At 45.8% G+C, this 17984-nt stretch carries 20 protein-coding genes; 8 read left to right on the top strand and 12 right to left on the bottom strand.

Going from position 1 to position 17984, the window contains the following annotated elements:
- Window positions 1-591: an RNA polymerase sigma factor gene (locus EXU57_RS09600; protein WP_165958091.1), complete on the bottom strand. Its 591-nt coding sequence runs from the start codon at window positions 589-591 to the stop codon at window positions 1-3.
- Window positions 592-839: 248 nt separating this feature from the next.
- On the opposite strand from EXU57_RS09600, the gene EXU57_RS09595 reads away from it, so the two are divergent.
- Complete coding sequence (locus tag EXU57_RS09595) at window positions 840-1439, top strand: NTP transferase domain-containing protein (protein ID WP_133267970.1); 600 nt, start codon at window positions 840-842, stop codon at window positions 1437-1439.
- Between the two features lie 20 nt (window positions 1440-1459).
- Here the strand turns inward: EXU57_RS09595 and EXU57_RS09590 are convergent, their stop codons facing one another.
- Complete coding sequence (locus EXU57_RS09590) at window positions 1460-1693, bottom strand: hypothetical protein (RefSeq protein ID WP_133267969.1); 234 nt, start codon at window positions 1691-1693, stop codon at window positions 1460-1462.
- Window positions 1694-1771: 78 nt separating this feature from the next.
- Window positions 1772-2764 (bottom strand): ROK family protein, encoded by a 993-nt coding sequence (locus EXU57_RS09585; protein ID WP_133267968.1) that lies wholly within the window; start codon window positions 2762-2764, stop codon window positions 1772-1774.
- A 303-nt stretch (window positions 2765-3067) separates the two neighbouring features.
- Between EXU57_RS09585 and EXU57_RS09580 the strand changes: the two genes are divergently transcribed.
- The gene (locus EXU57_RS09580; protein ID WP_133267967.1) at window positions 3068-3433 is read left to right on the top strand and encodes a methionine-R-sulfoxide reductase; all 366 of its coding nucleotides are present in this window, start codon (window positions 3068-3070) and stop codon (window positions 3431-3433) included.
- Between the two features lie 137 nt (window positions 3434-3570).
- Here the strand turns inward: EXU57_RS09580 and EXU57_RS09575 are convergent, their stop codons facing one another.
- The 3 genes from EXU57_RS09575 to EXU57_RS09565 all read right to left on the bottom strand — a co-directional run bounded on the left by EXU57_RS09575 (window position 3571) and on the right by EXU57_RS09565 (window position 6364).
- Window positions 3571-4197, bottom strand: coding sequence for a chloramphenicol acetyltransferase (locus EXU57_RS09575; protein WP_133267966.1), 627 nt, complete (start codon window positions 4195-4197; stop codon window positions 3571-3573).
- Window positions 4194-4883, bottom strand: a complete 690-nt coding sequence (locus tag EXU57_RS09570) for an HAD family hydrolase (RefSeq protein ID WP_133267965.1) — start codon at window positions 4881-4883, stop codon at window positions 4194-4196. The genes EXU57_RS09575 and EXU57_RS09570 overlap by 4 nt, the downstream gene beginning before the upstream one ends.
- A 323-nt stretch (window positions 4884-5206) precedes the next feature.
- Window positions 5207-6364 (bottom strand): metallophosphoesterase family protein, encoded by a 1158-nt coding sequence (locus EXU57_RS09565; protein WP_133267964.1) that lies wholly within the window; start codon window positions 6362-6364, stop codon window positions 5207-5209.
- Between the two features lie 336 nt (window positions 6365-6700).
- On the opposite strand from EXU57_RS09565, the gene EXU57_RS09560 reads away from it, so the two are divergent.
- The 3 genes from EXU57_RS09560 (at window position 6701) to EXU57_RS09550 (ending at window position 10517) form a co-directional block, all read left to right on the top strand.
- Window positions 6701-7000: a hypothetical protein gene (locus tag EXU57_RS09560; protein ID WP_133267963.1), complete on the top strand. Its 300-nt coding sequence runs from the start codon at window positions 6701-6703 to the stop codon at window positions 6998-7000.
- Window positions 7001-7368: 368 nt separating this feature from the next.
- Window positions 7369-8334, top strand: coding sequence for an ABC transporter ATP-binding protein (locus EXU57_RS09555; protein WP_243745556.1), 966 nt, complete (start codon window positions 7369-7371; stop codon window positions 8332-8334).
- A 527-nt stretch (window positions 8335-8861) separates the two neighbouring features.
- The gene (locus EXU57_RS09550; protein ID WP_133267962.1) at window positions 8862-10517 is read left to right on the top strand and encodes a serine hydrolase; all 1656 of its coding nucleotides are present in this window, start codon (window positions 8862-8864) and stop codon (window positions 10515-10517) included.
- A 154-nt stretch (window positions 10518-10671) separates the two neighbouring features.
- On the opposite strand, the gene EXU57_RS09545 is transcribed toward EXU57_RS09550, so the two are convergent.
- The 3 genes from EXU57_RS09545 to EXU57_RS25585 form a co-directional block, all read right to left on the bottom strand.
- Window positions 10672-11571, bottom strand: coding sequence for a DUF1186 domain-containing protein (locus EXU57_RS09545; RefSeq protein WP_133267961.1), 900 nt, complete (start codon window positions 11569-11571; stop codon window positions 10672-10674).
- Window positions 11572-11888: 317 nt separating this feature from the next.
- Complete coding sequence (locus EXU57_RS09540) at window positions 11889-13019, bottom strand: MFS transporter (protein ID WP_243745558.1); 1131 nt, start codon at window positions 13017-13019, stop codon at window positions 11889-11891.
- Between the two features lie 32 nt (window positions 13020-13051).
- Window positions 13052-13219 (bottom strand): hypothetical protein, encoded by a 168-nt coding sequence (locus tag EXU57_RS25585; RefSeq protein ID WP_243745559.1) that lies wholly within the window; start codon window positions 13217-13219, stop codon window positions 13052-13054.
- Between the two features lie 437 nt (window positions 13220-13656).
- On the opposite strand from EXU57_RS25585, the gene EXU57_RS09535 reads away from it, so the two are divergent.
- A complete protein-coding gene (locus EXU57_RS09535; RefSeq protein ID WP_133267960.1) occupies window positions 13657-14922 on the top strand; it encodes a PAS domain-containing sensor histidine kinase in 1266 nt (421 codons plus the stop codon).
- On the top strand, window positions 14919-15977 hold the full coding sequence (locus EXU57_RS09530) for a response regulator (protein WP_133267959.1): 1059 nt from the start codon (window positions 14919-14921) through the stop codon (window positions 15975-15977). Before EXU57_RS09535 ends, EXU57_RS09530 begins: the two co-directional genes overlap by 4 nt.
- Before the next feature lie 85 nt (window positions 15978-16062).
- On the opposite strand, the gene EXU57_RS09525 is transcribed toward EXU57_RS09530, so the two are convergent.
- The 3 genes from EXU57_RS09525 to EXU57_RS09515 form a co-directional block, all read right to left on the bottom strand.
- Window positions 16063-16575 carry a hemerythrin domain-containing protein gene (locus tag EXU57_RS09525; protein WP_133267958.1) on the bottom strand — a complete coding sequence of 171 codons (513 nt, stop codon included), beginning with the start codon at window positions 16573-16575 and terminating at the stop codon, window positions 16063-16065.
- A gap of 96 nt (window positions 16576-16671) precedes the next feature.
- A complete protein-coding gene (locus tag EXU57_RS09520) occupies window positions 16672-17073 on the bottom strand; it encodes a hypothetical protein (RefSeq protein ID WP_133267957.1) in 402 nt (133 codons plus the stop codon).
- A 47-nt stretch (window positions 17074-17120) separates the two neighbouring features.
- A complete protein-coding gene (locus EXU57_RS09515) occupies window positions 17121-17333 on the bottom strand; it encodes a hypothetical protein (protein WP_133267956.1) in 213 nt (70 codons plus the stop codon).
- A 213-nt stretch (window positions 17334-17546) separates the two neighbouring features.
- Between EXU57_RS09515 and mscL the strand changes: the two genes are divergently transcribed.
- Window positions 17547-17942 carry a large conductance mechanosensitive channel protein MscL gene (mscL, locus tag EXU57_RS09510; RefSeq protein WP_133267955.1) on the top strand — a complete coding sequence of 132 codons (396 nt, stop codon included), beginning with the start codon at window positions 17547-17549 and terminating at the stop codon, window positions 17940-17942.
- The last annotated feature ends 42 nt before the right edge of the window (window positions 17943-17984 follow it).

Genomic DNA, 17984 nt, shown 5'->3' with positions numbered 1-17984 from the left:
TTACAATTGCTTAACACCTGCAATCACAAATAAGACGATTAGATTAGCATTGTACCGCGACAATCTTGTGCGGAGCCTTTCCAGTGCATTATGCAGCTGGTTTTTTACGGTTTGCGGGGCAAGGTTCAGGTGTTCTGCAATTTCGGCTATGGAGAGGTGACGGTTCCTGCTGAGGTCGTAAATCTGCTGCATTCTGCCGGGCATCTTTTGAACCTCGTCGAACACAACAGCTTTCAATTCTTTAAGTTCGAGGGCAGTGGCGGGCACACCACTTTCGTATACCGGTATGCTAAATTGTTGGGTTACAAACGCAAGCCGAACTTTATTGCGGCTATAGAAATGAAGGATTTTGTTTCGCAGGGCGGTAAAAAGATATGGCCCGAGATGTTCGTCAACGGTTACCGTTTCAACGTTGTTCCAGAATGACAACCAAACATCCTGAACGATGTCGCGAGCGTCTTCGCGGCTTTGAAGTTTTTTATAAGCCGTTTCATATAGCGGATGCCAATACCGGTTAAACAATTCTTCAAACGCCCAGGCCTCGTGTTGCCGTACGGCTTCTAAAAGTTGTTTATCGTTGAGATCGGTCAATAAGGGTAAGTGAAAATGTAAAATTATAAATGTAAGCGGTAAAACAACCGGAGCAAAAACATAAGACAAAGTGGAAGTAAAAAGTCAAGATGTAGAAAGTAAAAAAGTAGAAAGTAGAAATGGGCTACAGTAAACTGGATCATCGTTACCAGCAAGCTGTTCAACTATTCATGGATTCGTTAATCAACATGTCAACCTATCAACTAATCAACCTATCAACTTCTACCTGATACATCAACACCGTCCTAATGACCGACCTCAACATTATTATTCTCGCCGCAGGTAACTCAACACGAATGGGGCGACCAAAGCAGACCCTGCCCTTTGAAGGTACCGGGCTGTTGGAACGCACCATTATGGCTGCTAAGGAAGCAAACGCTGAAGATATTATTGTTGTTACGGGCGCACATTACGATTTGGTTGAACAACGACTGAACGAACTACAGGTTTTAACTGTGTTCAACCCAGATTGGTCATCGGGTATGGCAACGTCGATAAGTGCCGGGCTTACCACGTTGCTCGAAAAAAAACCCTTGGTTCAATTCGCAATTTTTGCCGTCTGCGATCAACCTTTTATATCGGCTGCAATCTTTCAGGAATTGGTCCGTAAGCACCTGTTATCGGGCAAGGGGATTATTGCGGCAGCCTATCAACAATCGAAGGGAACACCCGTACTCTTTCAGCGGAATTACTTTACTGCATTGCTTCAACTACAGGGTCATGAGGGCGCTCGCAAGCTACTTTCGCTTTATGCACAAGATGTGGAAAGTGTCGTATTTGAGAAGGGATACATTGACATCGACACCCCCGAAGACTATAATCGCCTGGCCGGATTGGCCGAATTTTGAAAACAGCAATCGGTAACGGTCTAACGCAGTTGCTGCCGGAGTGCCCGGAGTTCCTCGCGTATCTTGCCAAGGCTATCAAGAATGGCCGCATTTTGTGCCTTCATACTGTCATACATTTCTTGCTGAACACTTTCCAGTTTTATCGACATCCTTCCTTCGGGTGATGACTCCCTTCCACATGATACCAGGGTAGTGGCAATCAGGCAGCCAATCACTCCGGCGATGCTGATTTTGTTGATCCGGGTACAAGACATAAAAACGATTTATAGGTTTTAAAAATGGCCCTATGTATTCCGCTGGGTCCAGGAGGCCTGAGACCATCTTTAAAAGGATCAAAGTGAGCTTCTAAAGCGGCTGTCTTCATATTTCATTTCCCAAACAAGGGCACTGGCACCAAGTATCGCGGCATCCGCTTCTTCTAATTCGCTAAAGATAATCTTGACCTTATTTTGAAATACGGGAAGAAGGTTCTTCTCCATATATTGCTTTGTTGGTTCCAACAAGAGATCACCCGCTTTAATTACACCACCAAAGAGGATGATGGCTTCAGGTGAGGAAAACATTACAAAATTGGCCAACGCTTCCCCCAGCACCTGCCCGGTAAAGCGGAAAACTTCCCGGGCAAGTTTGTCCCCTTTCAAGGCAGACTCGAATATCGTTTTGGAAGTCAGTTCATCGTTCAGGTCACGGAGGAGACTGGGTTCAGCTGAGTCCCTGATCATTTCTTTTGCCGTAACCACGATCCCCGTTGCGCTTGCATATGCTTCGAGGGAGCCAAGCAGGCCTGTGGAGGGATGTTTGCGCCCACCATAACGCACGATTGTATGGCCAAGCTCACCAGCAAAACCATCTTCACCATAGATCAGCTGCCCATTTGCAACAATACCGCTACCCACACCGGTGCCAAGGGTAATCATGATAAAGTTTTTCATTCCTCTTGCAGCACCATAACTCATTTCGCCGACCGCTGCTGCATTAGCGTCATTGGTAATCGAACAGGGAAGTCCAAACCGTTCACTCACCATCCTGGCAAACGGGATCACACCTTTCCAGTTCAGGTTTGGGGCATGCTCTATTGTACCATTGTAGTAATTGGCATTGGGTGCGCCTATGCCGATACCTTTTAGTGCGCCCTCCCCACTATTCAGGTCGACAATAGGTGCAAGCTTTTCATACAACGCATCAATGAATGGTTCGACCTTTTCGTAGATGTCGGTTTTGAGCTCGCCCTTTTGTAAGATGACTCCACGATGATTTACTATTCCATATTTCGTGTTGGTACCCCCGATATCAATTCCAATAGCAAGCTCGTTCCCGTAGTCCATGTTTCAGTTGTTTGAATTACCAGATAAAAACCAAAAGAAGGACACCAAAGTACGAAAATAGCTTTATCAAAGCCTATAGCTTATTCCTGAGTATAACAAGTTGCGCAAAGTGCCCGTGTACTCCTGCCCGACTTACCCTATCGGGGCTGGTCACATGGGCTTCCAGGCAACCCTTTTTACCATCAGGGCAATAGAAAGCCTAAGTATAACCTTGAAGCTCGAATTCAACGACTGCAGTACCCGGCACTAAGCTCTTTTTGAACCAAAACACTATGCTGTTGTTACCTTTATAAAAACATCGATATGAACTATAATGAACTGACACCGGAAGAGGAAAGGATAATTGTACACAAAGGAACAGAACGCCCTTTTTCCGGGGAGTACAATAACACCAAGCTTCCTGGCACGTATGTATGCAGGCGCTGCAACACACCTTTATATCGTTCAGCCGATAAGTTCGACTCCCATTGCGGCTGGCCGAGTTTTGATGACGAAATACCGGGTGCCGTTAAACGGGTACCGGATGCGGACGGCAGAAGGGTTGAAATTGTTTGTGCAACCTGCGATGCACACCTTGGCCATGTGTTCGAAGGCGAGCGCCTGACATCGAAGAATACCCGCCACTGCGTAAATTCTATTTCGATGAAATTCATCCCGGAACAACAGTAATTGCAAGGTGTTCCAAACTTGAAAACAGTCTAGACTTTGCCGGTGCACAATATGTGCTCCGGCTTTTTCTTACCAGCGTGTAAATCGGCAATCGTATATCAATTTACCGGGCGGCGATCCGAATACTTACCCCTACTTCAACGCATTTGCATCAAATCCTGCAACAGGTCAAGAAATTGCCCAACGTGAAAACCATCCATGAGTGCATGATGCACATGAACTGAAACAGGCATCGTTTTCCTGCCATTAACATCAACCATCTTACCGAACGAGACCTTTGGGATACTGTCTTTAAAACTGAAAGCCCGTGCATGTGAAATCGCCGTGAAACTGACCCATGGTATAGAAGAAAAATGGATCACATTTTCACCGGAGACTGCAGGCACAAGGCCCTGGCTGTTTCGCACCCGATCAATTTCGAGCAGGGCATGGTGAGCGAATTCGGTAAAATCGCTATGATAGTCGATATAAGAAAAACCAAATGTACCATCTGGCCGGTTGATCGTGGGTGAAGCATTTACCTGGTCGTACACCGCAACACTGTTGTCCACTATACGATACCGAAATGATTCAATACTGTTTACTGCGGTTAATGTTTTGTGCAGGTACGACAGAAAAAAGGAATGACCCAGCAGTTTGGATTGGTCATAAGCTTCGGTACAATCAATAGAGGATGTCAGTCCGAAAAATGGTTCTTCAAATTTGCTGAAAAAGTTGAAGTGCTCTTTTCGACTCCACTTTTCCAGGTCAAGAAAGTGTTTCATTTTGATAACAAAGGAATTAGTTCCCTGATGTTGGTGAGTTGCCTGAAGTTGTCGTGTTCAATTGCGTGTTCTACGTGTTCATGTGCCCAGGTTGTATGATATGGTATATGGTAGCCATAACCGCCCATTGCAATCACCGGCATAACATCCGACTTAAGCGAATTGCCTACCATCATAAACTCTTCCGGACGCACGTCAAGGTGCTTGATAAGTTTTCGGTAATCTTTTTCTTTCTTGTCTGACATGATCTCGATATGGTGGAAATGATGTTCTATGCCGGAATTTGCAAGCTTTCTTTCCTGGTCAAGCAGATCGCCCTTGGTTGCAACAACCAACCGGTAATCCTGTTTTAAAGCAATAAGAACATCTTCAACACCGTCGAGCAGTTCAATGGGTCTAGCCAGTAAGGCTTTGCCAAAACCTATTATTCTTTCCACCGCAACAAGGCTGATCGTATTTTCGGAAATCTTCATTGCTGTTTCAATCATTGATAGTATGAAGCCTTTAATACCATATCCATAAAGGGGTAAGTTCTGGACCTCTACCTGCAGGAGCTCACGAAGCGCGGTATGCCGCGGTAGATATTCCTCCATCAGTTCGCTAAACTTGTGTTCAGTTTCCTGGAAGTACGGCTCATTGATCCATAAAGTGTCGTCAGCATCAAAAGCTATTACTTTAATATTCATCGGCTCGTCTTTGGGTTTATGATTGCGATTCTAATATGCCGGTTAAAAAAGGTTCCAAAGATAGCATTTGACGGGTATTCAGGTAAACTGGTAATGAGGTATATGCTATGGGCAGGAGTGATCCAGACGCGTGATCACTTGAAGAAAGTTTTAACGGGCAGCAAATCGTTAACCATTTTGTTTAAGCCTTTCGGTCTGGCATCGCTACTTTGAATAGTTGAGTGGCTAAGAAGTTGGCTTGACCCCACCAGTAATACTATGTCGTTAGGTTGCCGGGCCATTGATGTAGTTCGATACGAAGTATCATAAATAGTGTAAGTTTTCTAATGTGCACTATTTCCCGGATGGTTAATTTTATTCACTTCAACTTCAAACGCATCAGTAAGTTTTGCAGACAGGCTACCATCTTTTAACATGGAATGCGGCAGAGAATAGTATTCGCCGTTGATGGTCAGACCAGTGCCTGATTTTGCTATGGCAATCTTTAAGAACCCATGCCGGTGGTCACAATACTTTTCAAGGGCAACGTTGTCGAATAAGGGACTGTCCTCATCGTAGCCCGGGTTACCTGGTTCGGCTATGGGATGTAATTCGTCGTAACCTCCCCCACCGGAAACAATGAAGGGCACCACCTTACCGTCGGGATACTTTTTACTAAACCTCTGGTAATTGTGGACATGTCCACTAAATACAATGTCGGGTTTTGCCCTGGCTTCGGAAAATACCCCTTCAAGCAAGTCAACGAGATAGCGACTGGAGCCATGGTTGACATCAGCGGAATACGGTGCATGATGTAAACATAATACCACGGCTTTTTCAATGTCTTTACGCGCAGATTGTAGCTGCGATATGAGCCAATCCCTTTGCTCAGGCGTGACAACCCCATACTTCGGCACATTGGTGTACATGCCGATTATCGTTGCGACAGGGGTCTGCAGGGTCCAATAAACGTTTGGCTGAATCATACTCCTTCGATGGGTTTCCGCGGCCAACTCGATTTCATGAGGCTCTTCACCACAAAATACGCTGGTAAAAGCATCGAGACTTTTATATGGTTTGGGGTTTAATGGGTTGATATCGCTATCATGGTTGCCGGGTATCGCAAATACCGGGTTTGGATAATTTTTGTAAGGTTCAAAAAACTGGCGGTAATATTCCTCGGCTTCGCCATACTTGTAAACCAGGTCGCCAAGGTGGTACAAAAAAAGTGGTTTATCTGCGGGATCCGGCGCCGCTGTAATTTGTTTGACCATCTGGGCTGAAACAAGGTGTTGAAATGTTGGCTCACGCACACTGCCCGTATCACCAACCATGTGGAAGACCAGTTTATTATCGTCCGGAAGTTCAAGCACCTGTTTGATATCGAGCGAATATGGCCAGTTGCCACAAGGAGCTGGCAAGGGTTGAAACTTGTGGTTTTCATCGGGAAAAACCTTTTTGAAAACCGGTTTTGTACGTATCTGAATATCGGTAGCTTGCATAGCGGTGTTGTTTACGAATAAGGCAATGCCGGTAAAGGGCATATAATCAAATGGCAAAGCTCCGTTGTAAAGGGTACAAGGTAATCAAATTGTATTCCCTGGTACACAGGCCACGCCGGGAACACAGGTGTGTCCGGGGCTTCTGACTAGTGACCTGCCCGAAATTAGTGGACAGTTAAGGTTTTTGTTCCCGTTTGTTCATCCAAAAGAATTCCTAAAAAACTTAAGCCCCCAGGTGAACTTAACCTGGTTCATTTCGTTTTATTTACCTGCCATTTTCGCGGACCGCAAACTTCAACCGGCGTTTCCAGAACAACCCGGCGAACCTAAACAACGATGAGCGATTTGCTAGATACCTATAAAAAACTCATTAATGTTGAACTTCCGCAAAAGTACCAGCATCCGGTGAGGTATAATCATTGTTTTGCACGTATCATTCTCGACTGGCTATTTGATGACTGCTGGTACAACCATCTCGACCGGAAGAAAAATGCCGGTGCTCAACTTACGGATGAACAGCTGCAACGGGCAATAACAAGAATGCAGTTGTGGCTACAGACGCATGACGTGTTAATCAGCGACAACCAACAATCACTCGTGCACCGGAGAAAATACGCGGACATAAGAAAGGCTTAATAACAACATTACACCCCATTGGCTTATGAAATTTTCAAGGATGTCTTGCTGGCCTCCAGCTCGAGCTTTTAACCCTTTACGAATGGCAAAGCGAAGGGAGAAGCAGCCTTCGAACGGGTAAGGCTTAATTCAGCGACCCGGATTCTACTATTGCTATAACCTTTGCAAACAATACCAGCTATAGGTCTTCAGGATTAATCTAACCCGGCAATGCCTTCCACAGGTTCAAACGGGTGAATGGCAACAAATGGGTGTCCAGAAGGCTTTAGGTTCAGCAAACAATCGCAAAAAAGAAAAAGAATTCCCCGGATTTATGCATTCAATCCTATTTTTAGCGCGAACAGCTTAGTTAGCAAAAGCGATAAAATGTGACCATAGATTTCTTAAACGTTACCGGGATCAGCAAAAAACAGGCGGGAACCGATGTCCTCAGCGATTTTTCCTTGAACCAGGAGGCACACCAAAAACTTGCGATAGCGGGGGAAACCGGTTCCGGCAAAAGCAGCCTTCTTAAAGTGATTGCCGGTTTGATGCAGCCCGACGAAGGCCAGGTTTTTTTTCTTGGAGAAAGGGTACTTGGTCCTGAAGAACAATTGATCCCGGGGCACCCCGGTGTAAAGTACCTGTCGCAGCAATTCGAACTCCCCCGGTTTTTAACGGTTGCACAGGTGCTCGAATATGCAAACCAGTTGAGCGACTATGAAGCCGCCATACTCTATGATGTATGCAGGATCAGCCACCTCATGGATCGCCGTACAGATGCGCTGTCTGGTGGTGAACAACAGCGTATTGCAATTGCAAGGTTGCTGGTTACCTCACCGAAATTGCTAATGCTAGACGAACCTTATTCAAACCTCGACATGATCCATAAACGGCTGCTTAAAGCTGTTATTCACGACATTGGCGAACGACTAAAAATCACGTGTATCCTCATCTCCCACGACCCGCTTGACTTGTTATCCTGGGCCGACCACATAATCGTGATGCGTAGTGGACAATTGGTTCAGCAGGGAACACCCCGGGATATCTATTATGGTCCAAAAACCGAATACGTGGCCGCCCTATTTGGAAACTACAACCTGGTCAATCCACTTTTATTCAGAGGTATCAGTGAAACCGCGGGCAGTGTTTCGAAACAGAAAATGTTTGTACGACCGGAGCATTTTGAAGTGGTCAAAAAACGCGAGCAAGGGGTGGAGGCAGAAGTAATAGAAGTGCTGTTCTTAGGAAGCGCTTATGAAGCCGAAGTTATGGTTGGCTCTGAGTCGTTTATCGTGCGTACGCCCATACCCGTAAAAAAGGGCGAAACAGTTTTCATATCGTTAATCGGGTAAGAGAAATCATTAACCTTACCAAGGTGTAACTAAGGATTGCAAGTGTTGATCCAGGTGAGTTGCTATCGCCTGGTACTATCGGCACCACACTCCTATAAAGGTTCGACTTATCACCTGTTCACTTTCATTCTCAATATCTGTATCAATGTCGTCTACTTAAGCTTTTGCAGTGTATAAAAGCTGCCTATTGTAGCTATAGTACAAGAGTGCGACGCGCGTTCAACTGGCGGAGCCGGGCGGGCAGCGATGCTTAATAGAAACAATAAAGCTGAGCCCAAAAAATATTCTTATCAAACGACATTGATCGCAGTTTATTTAATGCCACAACACTTATTATCCAACCATTTACTTTATTCCCGGTAGCCGGATAGGCTTTGTCAAATTGGCTCAATTTACTACCTCAAACTGACCTTCCTTTTATTTGCATTTACCAGTATTAAAGCGTAGCTTAACATAGGCAGATATCTCCACTCTCGAAACTCCCTGCGTTAGAAGTTTATTCTTTCTACATGTCTTAATTTATTTTTATGAAACGGCTGTTTTGTAAATGGCTATGCTGTGCCGTAACCTTGTTACCCGCACACTTAACACTATACCCGCAAATTTTTGCACAAGGCTTTTCACCAGCAACAGAAAATCGCCTGCAACAAGTTTTTGACAGTTTTCAATATAACTCAACCCCGGTTTTTGTTGGTGAAATGGAGGTTGTAATTAATGTAGACGGTCTTGCCAAATGGCGGGGTACAACAAGCTTAGCCGCGCGTACAACGCACGAACAAAATAACCTGCTTCGCGGCGAAAACCAGTTTACCGGCTTTTCAATTTCCGGCTTATGTGCTATGACGACAACATTTACCGCCGCGCTGGTACTAGAACTTGCCGAAGCCAGGTTGGTAGATCCCGATGCCCCACTAAGCGACTATTTTCCGATGAACATTGTTAACCCTCAACTGGTGCCATCCGTTACGCTCCGGCAATTACTTGCGCATGAGAGCGGCTTTTCCGATTATACAACGGAGCCTGCACTGCAGGTCGCCGTGGCCGTGGATCCCAAGCACCAATGGAACTTGTACGAGGCACTTCCTTTTGTTAAACAGGTAAACCCGCCAGGACTTGCACGGCGTTATAGCAGCACAAACTATATGATTCTTGGCGCCATCATCGAAAATGTGACCGGCCGGAAACTCGGGCAACTTTTACGGGAAAGGTTCTTTGATCCACTAAAGCTAAAATCAATGGATCTCGTTGCGCAAACGTTGCAGCAAGGTGCCGCCCCACACGACGATTTCAAGCTACTTCATCCGAGTCTCAAGATGAGCAGCCCGCCTGCTTTTCCTAACACGCATAACAACATCACCCGGTTAAGAATGAACGCACTGGTGTCCCTTGCATTTGCCGGTGGAGCAATCACTTCAGATGCAGATGATCTTTCAGAATGGGGCAATGCTTTGTTTGGAGGCAGGGCAACAACGGCGTCAACAACCGAAACGATGTTGAACTCATTATCGTCATTACCAGACCGAAACGGGAATCACCTGGGCTATGGCCTTTGGTCGAACCACAAGATCAGCAGCACTGACTACTTCATCGGCCACGAGGAAAGTGTTGCAGGCTATAGCTCCTTGATGATGTACCAGCCTGATCGTAAAATGACCATTGCTGTAATAACAAATGCTTCCGGGATTGATCCTTATGTTATTGCCCAAAAGCTCTACGAGGTTTTACCCCTGTTTTCATGCGGCAACGCCAACAGCAAAGGAGATAAGCTAATGCTTTCTAAAGATGGCAGAGACCTGTGTGTACCCAGGAATGCAGCCGCCGTTCATATTGGCAACGGTGCCTTCCTTGGATCCACCCAGGCCAATGGTCGTCCTGACCTGCCCTTATCAGCGAATCGTAAAATGCGGGAAAAATTAAGTGATATCGTCAACTTAAACGTATTTCCAAACCCCATGCGCACCCACGCCACTATAAGTTTCATTGCACCCATTAGCGGACTCACCAGCGTTACACTTTTTGAAATGCAGGGTCGAACCACACAATCGATCTTTGCAGGCGTTCTTCAGAAAGGTGAGCGAAAACAACTCTCCATCCAACCTGCGGGATTGCCTGCTGGTAGCTATACCTGCCGGCTGCAAACGGCTGCCGGTATAATTTCGAACCAATTTGTTGTAAGCCGTTAGCATGCGACAGTCCATAGTGGCTGAAGCCGCAAAAAAGAAGAGCATACTACGCCACAACAGTAGAGTCAGAAAGAAAAGTCAGAACAGGGCCGCCCGGACCCATGATACCGACTGGCAGGTCTGTACGCGCTCATCACCGGACATATGGAGTTGCTTAACCTGTTCCGGATGAGCCCTTCGATTTCGCTTTTTCCTGGTCAAGAAACTTTAAGGATTCAATCACTTCAGGATAGGCGTCATCCGCGCGATCAAGTCCGCTCGCGGGGGCAGCTGCCTCCCGTTCTGCATAGTGCTCCTTCCGGGATTTAACCTGCACCTTTCCGGGTTCAGGTGCTTGTTCGGCATAGGAATATTCTTCAAAGTTGCTCAGGGTGTAATCTTCATACAAGGGCAGCTGATGCTCCTCTATCAACGGGCGAACCTTGTCTATCAGCGACTTGGAGTTCAATTGCACGATAATCTGCAGAAGATGCTCAGTAACCTCTTCAATAAACAGATCGGCCGCACCGACCCGTGTAGTAATAAAATTGACCAGGTTGTTCAGGCATTCCTCTACTGCAACCTGGCTTTCCGGATCGCGAACGGCAATTTGATGGAGGGCTTCCAGAATGGCAAACCTGACAACGAAGTCGTTTTTCCTGGCCTCGAAAATGTTTACAAGCATTGGTAATTGCGTCCCGAAAAGCGACGCGAGCAAATCACGAATAAAATCCTCGGGTTCGTCGCCGAGATAAAAATGAATAAGCGCTTCTTCCTGCTTCAACAGTTCTGCAATCAGTGCTAAGCTATGTGTGGTACCCAGGTCCTTCAACAGGAAAAGGGCATGCCATACAAACCAGGTGTTTGCCGGGGGCAATTGTTGCAAATCGTCATAATAGCGGATGGCATGACTAAGTACAAGCTCAAGATCATCAGTAAGCGTATCACGATCCTGTTGCAAAAGCTGCTGGTAGACGTCGTTCGGCAGATTTATGCCATAGGCATATAGTGCTGCAACAATTTTTATCCGGAATTCCGGAATGTGGTTTACCGGATATTCTGCCGCTGTTTCCATAACGCAAATTTCGGCAGAACGCATTGTATAACCAGCAATCTGGATATTTATAAGCGGCTTAAATAACTTATGCTAATATCAATTTCGTTTACTTATGGAAGTAAAGATGGGCGAGTCTCAGGTTGCAGTCTATAACATCATTGCCCTTACGGGTCGCCATCTTAACGAGCAGTCGAAAGTGCGTCGAAGTTCTTTAAGTCAGGTAATGCTATTGATTGCGCTCTTCCCTGCCCTTCTTCAAACGACAAGCGTAAGTTCATTGATATCTATAAATCGAATTGGTTTTTAGCAAGCGGGATGAATAATGTGATTAGCAGCTACACGGTAGTGTTTCCCTTATCCGCAAGGTCCACTTCCCTATCCATCAGCGACGTTGCCTTTGTGTCGCGGATGAGCGCATAAGTGACGAGCGAGATGAAGATGCAGCCCGTAACATACCAATAGAAATACGACTCATGGCCCTTATCTTTAAACCATAGCGCAATGTATTCTGCAGTGCCGCCGAATAACGCGACCGTTATTGCATAAGGCAGACCGACCCCAAGTGCCCGGACTTCTGAAGGAAACATTTCAGCTTTAACAACGGCGCAGATAGAAGTATAACCGCTAACAATTACGAGCGCGGTAAGGATAAGCACGAAAGCGCTCCATTCCGAATCGGCGCTGCTCAGCGCAGTTAGTATGGGTACCGTACAAAGTGTTCCCAAGATGCCAAACCCAAGCAGGAAGGGCTTACGGCCATAGCGATCGCTTAACCATCCGAACAAAGGCTGAAGTGCAGCATAAATTAACATAAGCCAAAAAGTAATGATGGTTGACCTGTCCCGGCTAAGGTGTACGGTGTTGACAAGGAATTTTTGCATATAGGTGGTGTAGGTGTAAAACGCAAGCGTACCCCCCAGGGTGAGCCCTACAACCTGTACTACTGCCAGCGGATGTTTTTGAAATAGCACCCTGATGGAACCCCGTTGCTTAGCTGCAACAGGGGTATTGCCCGGCACAACTGTTTCTTCCATATTCCGCCGCAGGTAGTAAGCTACAATGGCGAGGATGGCCCCAAGAAAAAACGGTATCCGCCAACCCCATTGTTCCAACTCGGCCGCACTTAAGAAAACCCGCTGCAATAGCAACTGTATGCCCAATGCGATCAGTTGTCCACCGATTAAGGTCACATATTGAAAGCTGGAATAAAAACCACGACTTCCAGGCCCGGCGATTTCGCTTAAATAAGTGGCAGAAGTTCCATATTCGCCACCTACACTCAAGCCTTGTAACAGGCGTGCAAGTAAGAGCAGGGCGGGTGCGAAAATGCCGATTTTATTGTAAGTAGGAGTGATTGCAATCAACAAAGAACCAAACGACATTAGCAGTACCGAAATGGTCATTGCAGTTTTGCGGCCCCGCCGATCTGCAAGCGTTCCGAATAACCATCCTCCCAGTGGCCGCATAAGGAAACCGACGGCGAATATGGCAGCCGTGCTCAGCAGTTGAACAGTTGTATCGCCTTTGGGAAAAATACCGGGGCGAAGTACAAGGCGAATGCAGCATAGGCATACCAATCGTACCATTCTACCAGGTTACCAATGGAACCACAGAGCAACCCTTTGAACCTTACCGCTTTGTTCAGTTCAGCATTCGTATACGCCATCGCATCAATTTAAAGTTTTGTGTGGAATGTAATGTTACATTAAAATGGGTATTGAAGGGTTGATGTAGGTTTGGGGTATTGGGTATTGAGGTATTGGGAATTAAGGTATTGAGGAAGAAAGTTGAATGGTTGATTGGTTGACAGGTTGATTAGTTGAAACATTGATTAGTGGAAATTTCCGTATTACCTGCCGGTCGGACTCACGATAGTTGCACCAGCCCCTTTTGACTTTTTACTGTTGACTTTTTACTTTTGATACCTTTTATCAACCTCAGTTATGCACTTACCGGCAAGGCCGCTAGTGTTATCCAATCGTTGTTGTTCCCATACATTTTGCTGAATGCTAGTACCACCGCACAAACTAAATCCAATAACTTTGGCCGGCTAAAGAACGGGTAAAACGAGTAGCTGATTTGCCGGTTCAGCCAAGGAAGTTTATGGAAATTACCGATACCAATTACAATAACGCCCACCAGTTTCAGGCCCTGTTTAACTACGCTACCATTGGTATCGTCGTAACCAATCATACCGGCGAAATTATCAACTTCAATAGCTATGCAGAAAGCCAGTTTGGTTACCCTAAAGCCGAAGTTATTGGCAAAACCGTAGAGGTGCTCCTACCTGCTGCGGTTCATAAAACCCACGTGAACCACCGCGAACAATATTATCGCGACCCAGCCCCACGCTCCATGGGCCATGGTCGCGACTTGTATGCGCAAAAGAAAGACGGCTCTACCTTTCCTGTTGAAGTGAGCCTTAGCCACTATGCCGTTAACAACCAGATATTCGTAATTGCCTTTGTAATCGACATCACCGTACGCAAGTCGCATGAAAGCATGATGCTCGAACAAACCCGCGAACTGGAGCGGGTAAGCACAGAAGTAAAAAAGTTAAATGCCGACCTTGAGCAAAAAGTAGCCGACCGCACCAAAATGCTCCGGGAGGCGCTTACCGAACTTGAGCATTCAAAAGAAGAACTCAGTGTTGCCCTTGATACAGAAAAAGAGTTAAGCGAACTGAAGTCCCGTTTTGTAACAATGGCCTCACACGAATTCAGAACTCCTTTGAGTACCATCCTTTCTTCTACCTACTTGCTTGAAAAATACCTTGGCGACGACCAGAATCCAAAAACCGAAAAACACCTGCAACGCATACGGGGAGCAGTTGCAGGTATGAAAAACATCCTTGAAGATTTTCTCTCCCTCGGTAAACTTGAAGAAGGTCTTGTTCAAACTAGAATGGAACATATACCCGCCGGCACCCTGGAGAAAATGCTTACGGAATTGCTGCAGGAGTTTGAACCCATGCTATTACCCGGACAAAAATTACAGCTGATCAGCAAGGTTGACTGCGCCGTTTATACCGACGTACAACTATTGCGAAATATCCTGATTAACCTGGTGTCTAATGCCATCAAATTTTCCCCATCGCAAGTACCCATCATCATAACGGCAAGCACTTCGGATAATGTGCTCGAAATAAGTGTACAGGACCAGGGTATCGGGATCTCGGTTGATGACCAGCAACACCTTTTTGAAAGATTCTTCCGGGCGAAAAATGCCGCAAATATCCAGGGCACGGGCCTTGGCCTGCACATCATTTCCAGGTACCTGGATTTATTGAAAGGAACCATCAGGCTAAAAAGCGCGCTAAACCAGGGTTCCACTTTCACCATTACATTACCCAATAACCAAATGCAATGAAGAAAAAGATCCTGATTATTGAAGACAACCTCGAGGTGCGGGAAAACACCGCGGAAATTTTAGGGTTATCGAACTACGAAGTTTTAACCGCCGAAAATGGCAAGCTGGGTGTAGAACTCGCCATCAACGAAATTCCCGACCTGATTGTCTGTGATATCATGATGCCGGTCCTGGATGGTTATGGTGTATATCACCTGCTTAACAAGCGCAAAGAAACAGCTGCAATACCATTTATTTTTCTAACGGCCAAGTCGGAGAAAGCAGACTTCCGCAAAGGCATGGAAATGGGTGCCGATGACTACATCACAAAACCATTCGATGGTATCGAGCTTCTGAATGCAATTGAAGTACGGCTAAAGAAAAACGATCGTATCAGGGAGCAGCTTTCCGGAACCGAAGAGCTCAACCAGTTTATTACCGACGTAAGGTTATCGGCAAAGGTGGAACTGTTGTCGGATGAACGCGAGGTTATCACTTACCAGAAGAAACAAGCTTTGTATAAACCCGGGCAGCGACCGCGCGCCGTGTTTTATGTAATTAAGGGTAAGGTAAAAGCCTGGCGAACAAACGACGAAGGCAAAGAGTTCATCACCAACATCTATGGTGCAGGCGACTTCTTTGGTTATGCACCCATCCTGGAAGACAGCAATTACACCGACGAAGCAGAGGTACTTGAAGCCAGTGAACTAATGTTGATACCTAAAGAAGACTTTATCCGGTTTATCTCCCAGGATGTTCATACCGCAACAACTTTTATTAAAATACTCAGTAAAAGTGTCGCTGAGAAAGAAGAACGATTATTTAACCTGGCGTACAACAGTCTTCGAAAAAAGGTTGCCTATGGCCTGGTTCAACTTCTGGAGAAATACAGGCAGCAGGATCCTAAGGCAACCGTGCTCAATTTATCAAGGGAAAACATGGCGCAAACCATCGGAATCGCAACAGAGTCACTGATTCGTACACTTGCCGACTTTAAGGACGAGAAACTCATCGATATTCAACCGGGTAAAATTGGTATCCTAGATGAAAAAAAACTACGCAACCTGCCGTTTTAATTAAAAATTAGCGTCAGTTAAACAGCGTTTCCTTTCTAAGCATATTGCCCAAAATCATACTTAAACCCGGTTGAGAAAGTCCTGCTTATTTCCGAAGCCAAAATGGCTGTTGCCATGGCACTTCCTGGGTTAGGGCATGTTCACTTTCAAGCTGTGCGCCAATTGCTTCAAGCTGGCTTTCTGTAAGCATTTTTTCAAGGTGTGGAAACAGTATCCGCTCTTCAAAGCGGATATGATCATCCAGGAGCATTGCAAACGCTTCCGCTAACTTGTATCCGTTCTCCTGAATGTTTTCACCACCCTCAGGGATCTTTCCCGCTTCCCGTGCTAAATGCCGTAATTGGCTGTGCTGTGCCTCTGCCGTTAACTTTAAAGCATCATCAGCGGGCAATGCACCAAACAGCTGGTTTTCTTCAATCTGGAAGTGGGGTTCAAGATGGTGCCTGAATTCATGGCGCAGGAAAGCGAGGAGGGTATCAGCGGCAACATGATTGGCCAACCCCTGTCGTAACTTCCAAACAACCAGTAATCCCTGGTGATGGTCCCTCGATAAAACCACCAGGTGTTTACTTCTTTTCAGGGGAGTAATTTTTTTCATGATTAAAGGTAAGCATCCCGTGGGCCACACTGATATTGCAGCTATTGTTTTACGATCTCATCCATCCTGGGAATACATCGTACACCTGCAATCCTCCTAAGCAGATTGGGAAAACTGGTGATCGGCCATTTCTTTAGATATAAATTCACCCGCATTGTTTTGATTGCCCAGGGTCCAGTTATCTGTCAGGGAAATTGTATTCCAAACATTTCCGGACTTACGCGAAATTTTAACCCGCATTCCCAGTAATGTCTTTATATCCTGCTCAAACTCGGCCACGGTTCTGGTACTGGTTACATCAAGTTTAACGGGGAGCTTTCCCGGGCTCAGCTGGCTGATGGTATTACGGGGATTTACAGGTGTAGTTTTAAGGTTGGGTAAGGCATTACTTGCCCCGGTGAGCTCGATTTTTAGATAAGGATAGTACAGGTTAAATGCCCGCTCCACATCGATCACTAAACTATTCTCCCTGATAACAATCTCATTACCGTTTTCCATATTACTTGTATTTACCGGGTGATTTCAACCTCTCGACATTGGTGCCGTTATGAATCAAGATGGCCGGCTACACCTGCAGGTCTTGTTACCGCTTCAATAGGAACCTTTGTCTCCTGTAGCTTGCCTTCAACAATTGCATAGATTTTTCCGCAGTGAGCATTTTGTGTTCCTGTTTTGTTTGCGCACCTGTTACAACAATGCTGCTCTCTTTGTTCAGGTTTGGTGTAAGCACTTACAATTGCTTCTTCAAGGGTATCCATAGCTTTCTGTTTGTGTGTATGAAAGCAAAAAGACTAAGAATATCATTGCCCGAACATGATCTTAATCAATACCATACAGGAGATTAGTCAGCTAAATTTCCCATGCCCAAAATAGCAGGCGTGAATACGGGCAATAGCTTTCAGGTTATGGTACACCCTGCTAAACAGATAAAAATTATTGTATACTTTAGTAGTTCACCAAAAACGAGCTAAATGGGAGTAGTCAAAGAATTCAAGGAATTTGCGCTTAAGGGCAACGTAGTAGAATTGGCGGTTGCCGTAATCATCGGCGCTGCATTTGGTGCCATTGTTTCTTCCCTTGTAGAAGACGTAATTACACCATTATTGCTTCAGCCTGCTCTTGATGCCGCAGGGGTAAAAGACCTTGATAAACTTACCTGGGGCGCAGTAAAATATGGCAACCTGCTGGCCGCTATCCTCAAATTTGTGATCATAGCACTTATCCTGTTTTTACTCCTGAAAGCCATCAACGCAATGAAGCGCAAGAAAGAAGACGCCGTCACCGAACCCGAGGCGCCTGTTTACAGTTTACAGGAAAAACTGCTCATGGAAATCCGGGACTCGCTTAACAAACCCCGATCAGTTTAGCTTCAAACGCATAGAATATCAAAGGGGCACTGCATGCGTAAG

The organism is Segetibacter sp. 3557_3 (genome assembly GCF_004354985.1).
Taxonomy (GTDB): domain Bacteria; phylum Bacteroidota; class Bacteroidia; order Chitinophagales; family Chitinophagaceae; genus Segetibacter.
The sequence above is the reverse complement of the archived record's forward strand: the minus strand, read 5'-3'. Positions and strand labels throughout refer to the sequence as shown.

What these genes read in the sequence shown, in the direction of transcription:
- EXU57_RS09595 (WP_133267970.1), top strand. Translation starts at nt 840, where the DNA reads ATGACCGACCTCAACATTATTATTCTCGCCGCAGGTAACTCAACACGA.
- EXU57_RS09590 (WP_133267969.1), bottom strand. Translation starts at nt 1,693, where the DNA reads ATGTCTTGTACCCGGATCAACAAAATCAGCATCGCCGGAGTGATTGGC.
- EXU57_RS09585 (WP_133267968.1), bottom strand. Translation starts at nt 2,764, where the DNA reads ATGGACTACGGGAACGAGCTTGCTATTGGAATTGATATCGGGGGTACC.
- EXU57_RS09580 (WP_133267967.1), top strand. Translation starts at nt 3,068, where the DNA reads ATGAACTATAATGAACTGACACCGGAAGAGGAAAGGATAATTGTACAC.
- EXU57_RS09575 (WP_133267966.1), bottom strand. Translation starts at nt 4,197, where the DNA reads ATGAAACACTTTCTTGACCTGGAAAAGTGGAGTCGAAAAGAGCACTTC.
- EXU57_RS09570 (WP_133267965.1), bottom strand. Translation starts at nt 4,883, where the DNA reads ATGAATATTAAAGTAATAGCTTTTGATGCTGACGACACTTTATGGATC.
- EXU57_RS09565 (WP_133267964.1), bottom strand. Translation starts at nt 6,364, where the DNA reads ATGCAAGCTACCGATATTCAGATACGTACAAAACCGGTTTTCAAAAAG.
- EXU57_RS09560 (WP_133267963.1), top strand. Translation starts at nt 6,701, where the DNA reads ATGAGCGATTTGCTAGATACCTATAAAAAACTCATTAATGTTGAACTT.
- EXU57_RS09550 (WP_133267962.1), top strand. Translation starts at nt 8,862, where the DNA reads ATGAAACGGCTGTTTTGTAAATGGCTATGCTGTGCCGTAACCTTGTTA.
- EXU57_RS09545 (WP_133267961.1), bottom strand. Translation starts at nt 11,571, where the DNA reads ATGGAAACAGCGGCAGAATATCCGGTAAACCACATTCCGGAATTCCGG.
- EXU57_RS09540 (WP_243745558.1), bottom strand. Translation starts at nt 13,019, where the DNA reads ATGCGGCCACTGGGAGGATGGTTATTCGGAACGCTTGCAGATCGGCGG.
- EXU57_RS25585 (WP_243745559.1), bottom strand. Translation starts at nt 13,219, where the DNA reads ATGGCGTATACGAATGCTGAACTGAACAAAGCGGTAAGGTTCAAAGGG.
- EXU57_RS09535 (WP_133267960.1), top strand. Translation starts at nt 13,657, where the DNA reads ATGGAAATTACCGATACCAATTACAATAACGCCCACCAGTTTCAGGCC.
- EXU57_RS09530 (WP_133267959.1), top strand. Translation starts at nt 14,919, where the DNA reads ATGAAGAAAAAGATCCTGATTATTGAAGACAACCTCGAGGTGCGGGAA.
- EXU57_RS09525 (WP_133267958.1), bottom strand. Translation starts at nt 16,575, where the DNA reads ATGAAAAAAATTACTCCCCTGAAAAGAAGTAAACACCTGGTGGTTTTA.
- EXU57_RS09520 (WP_133267957.1), bottom strand. Translation starts at nt 17,073, where the DNA reads ATGGAAAACGGTAATGAGATTGTTATCAGGGAGAATAGTTTAGTGATC.
- EXU57_RS09515 (WP_133267956.1), bottom strand. Translation starts at nt 17,333, where the DNA reads ATGGATACCCTTGAAGAAGCAATTGTAAGTGCTTACACCAAACCTGAA.
- mscL (WP_133267955.1), top strand. Translation starts at nt 17,547, where the DNA reads ATGGGAGTAGTCAAAGAATTCAAGGAATTTGCGCTTAAGGGCAACGTA.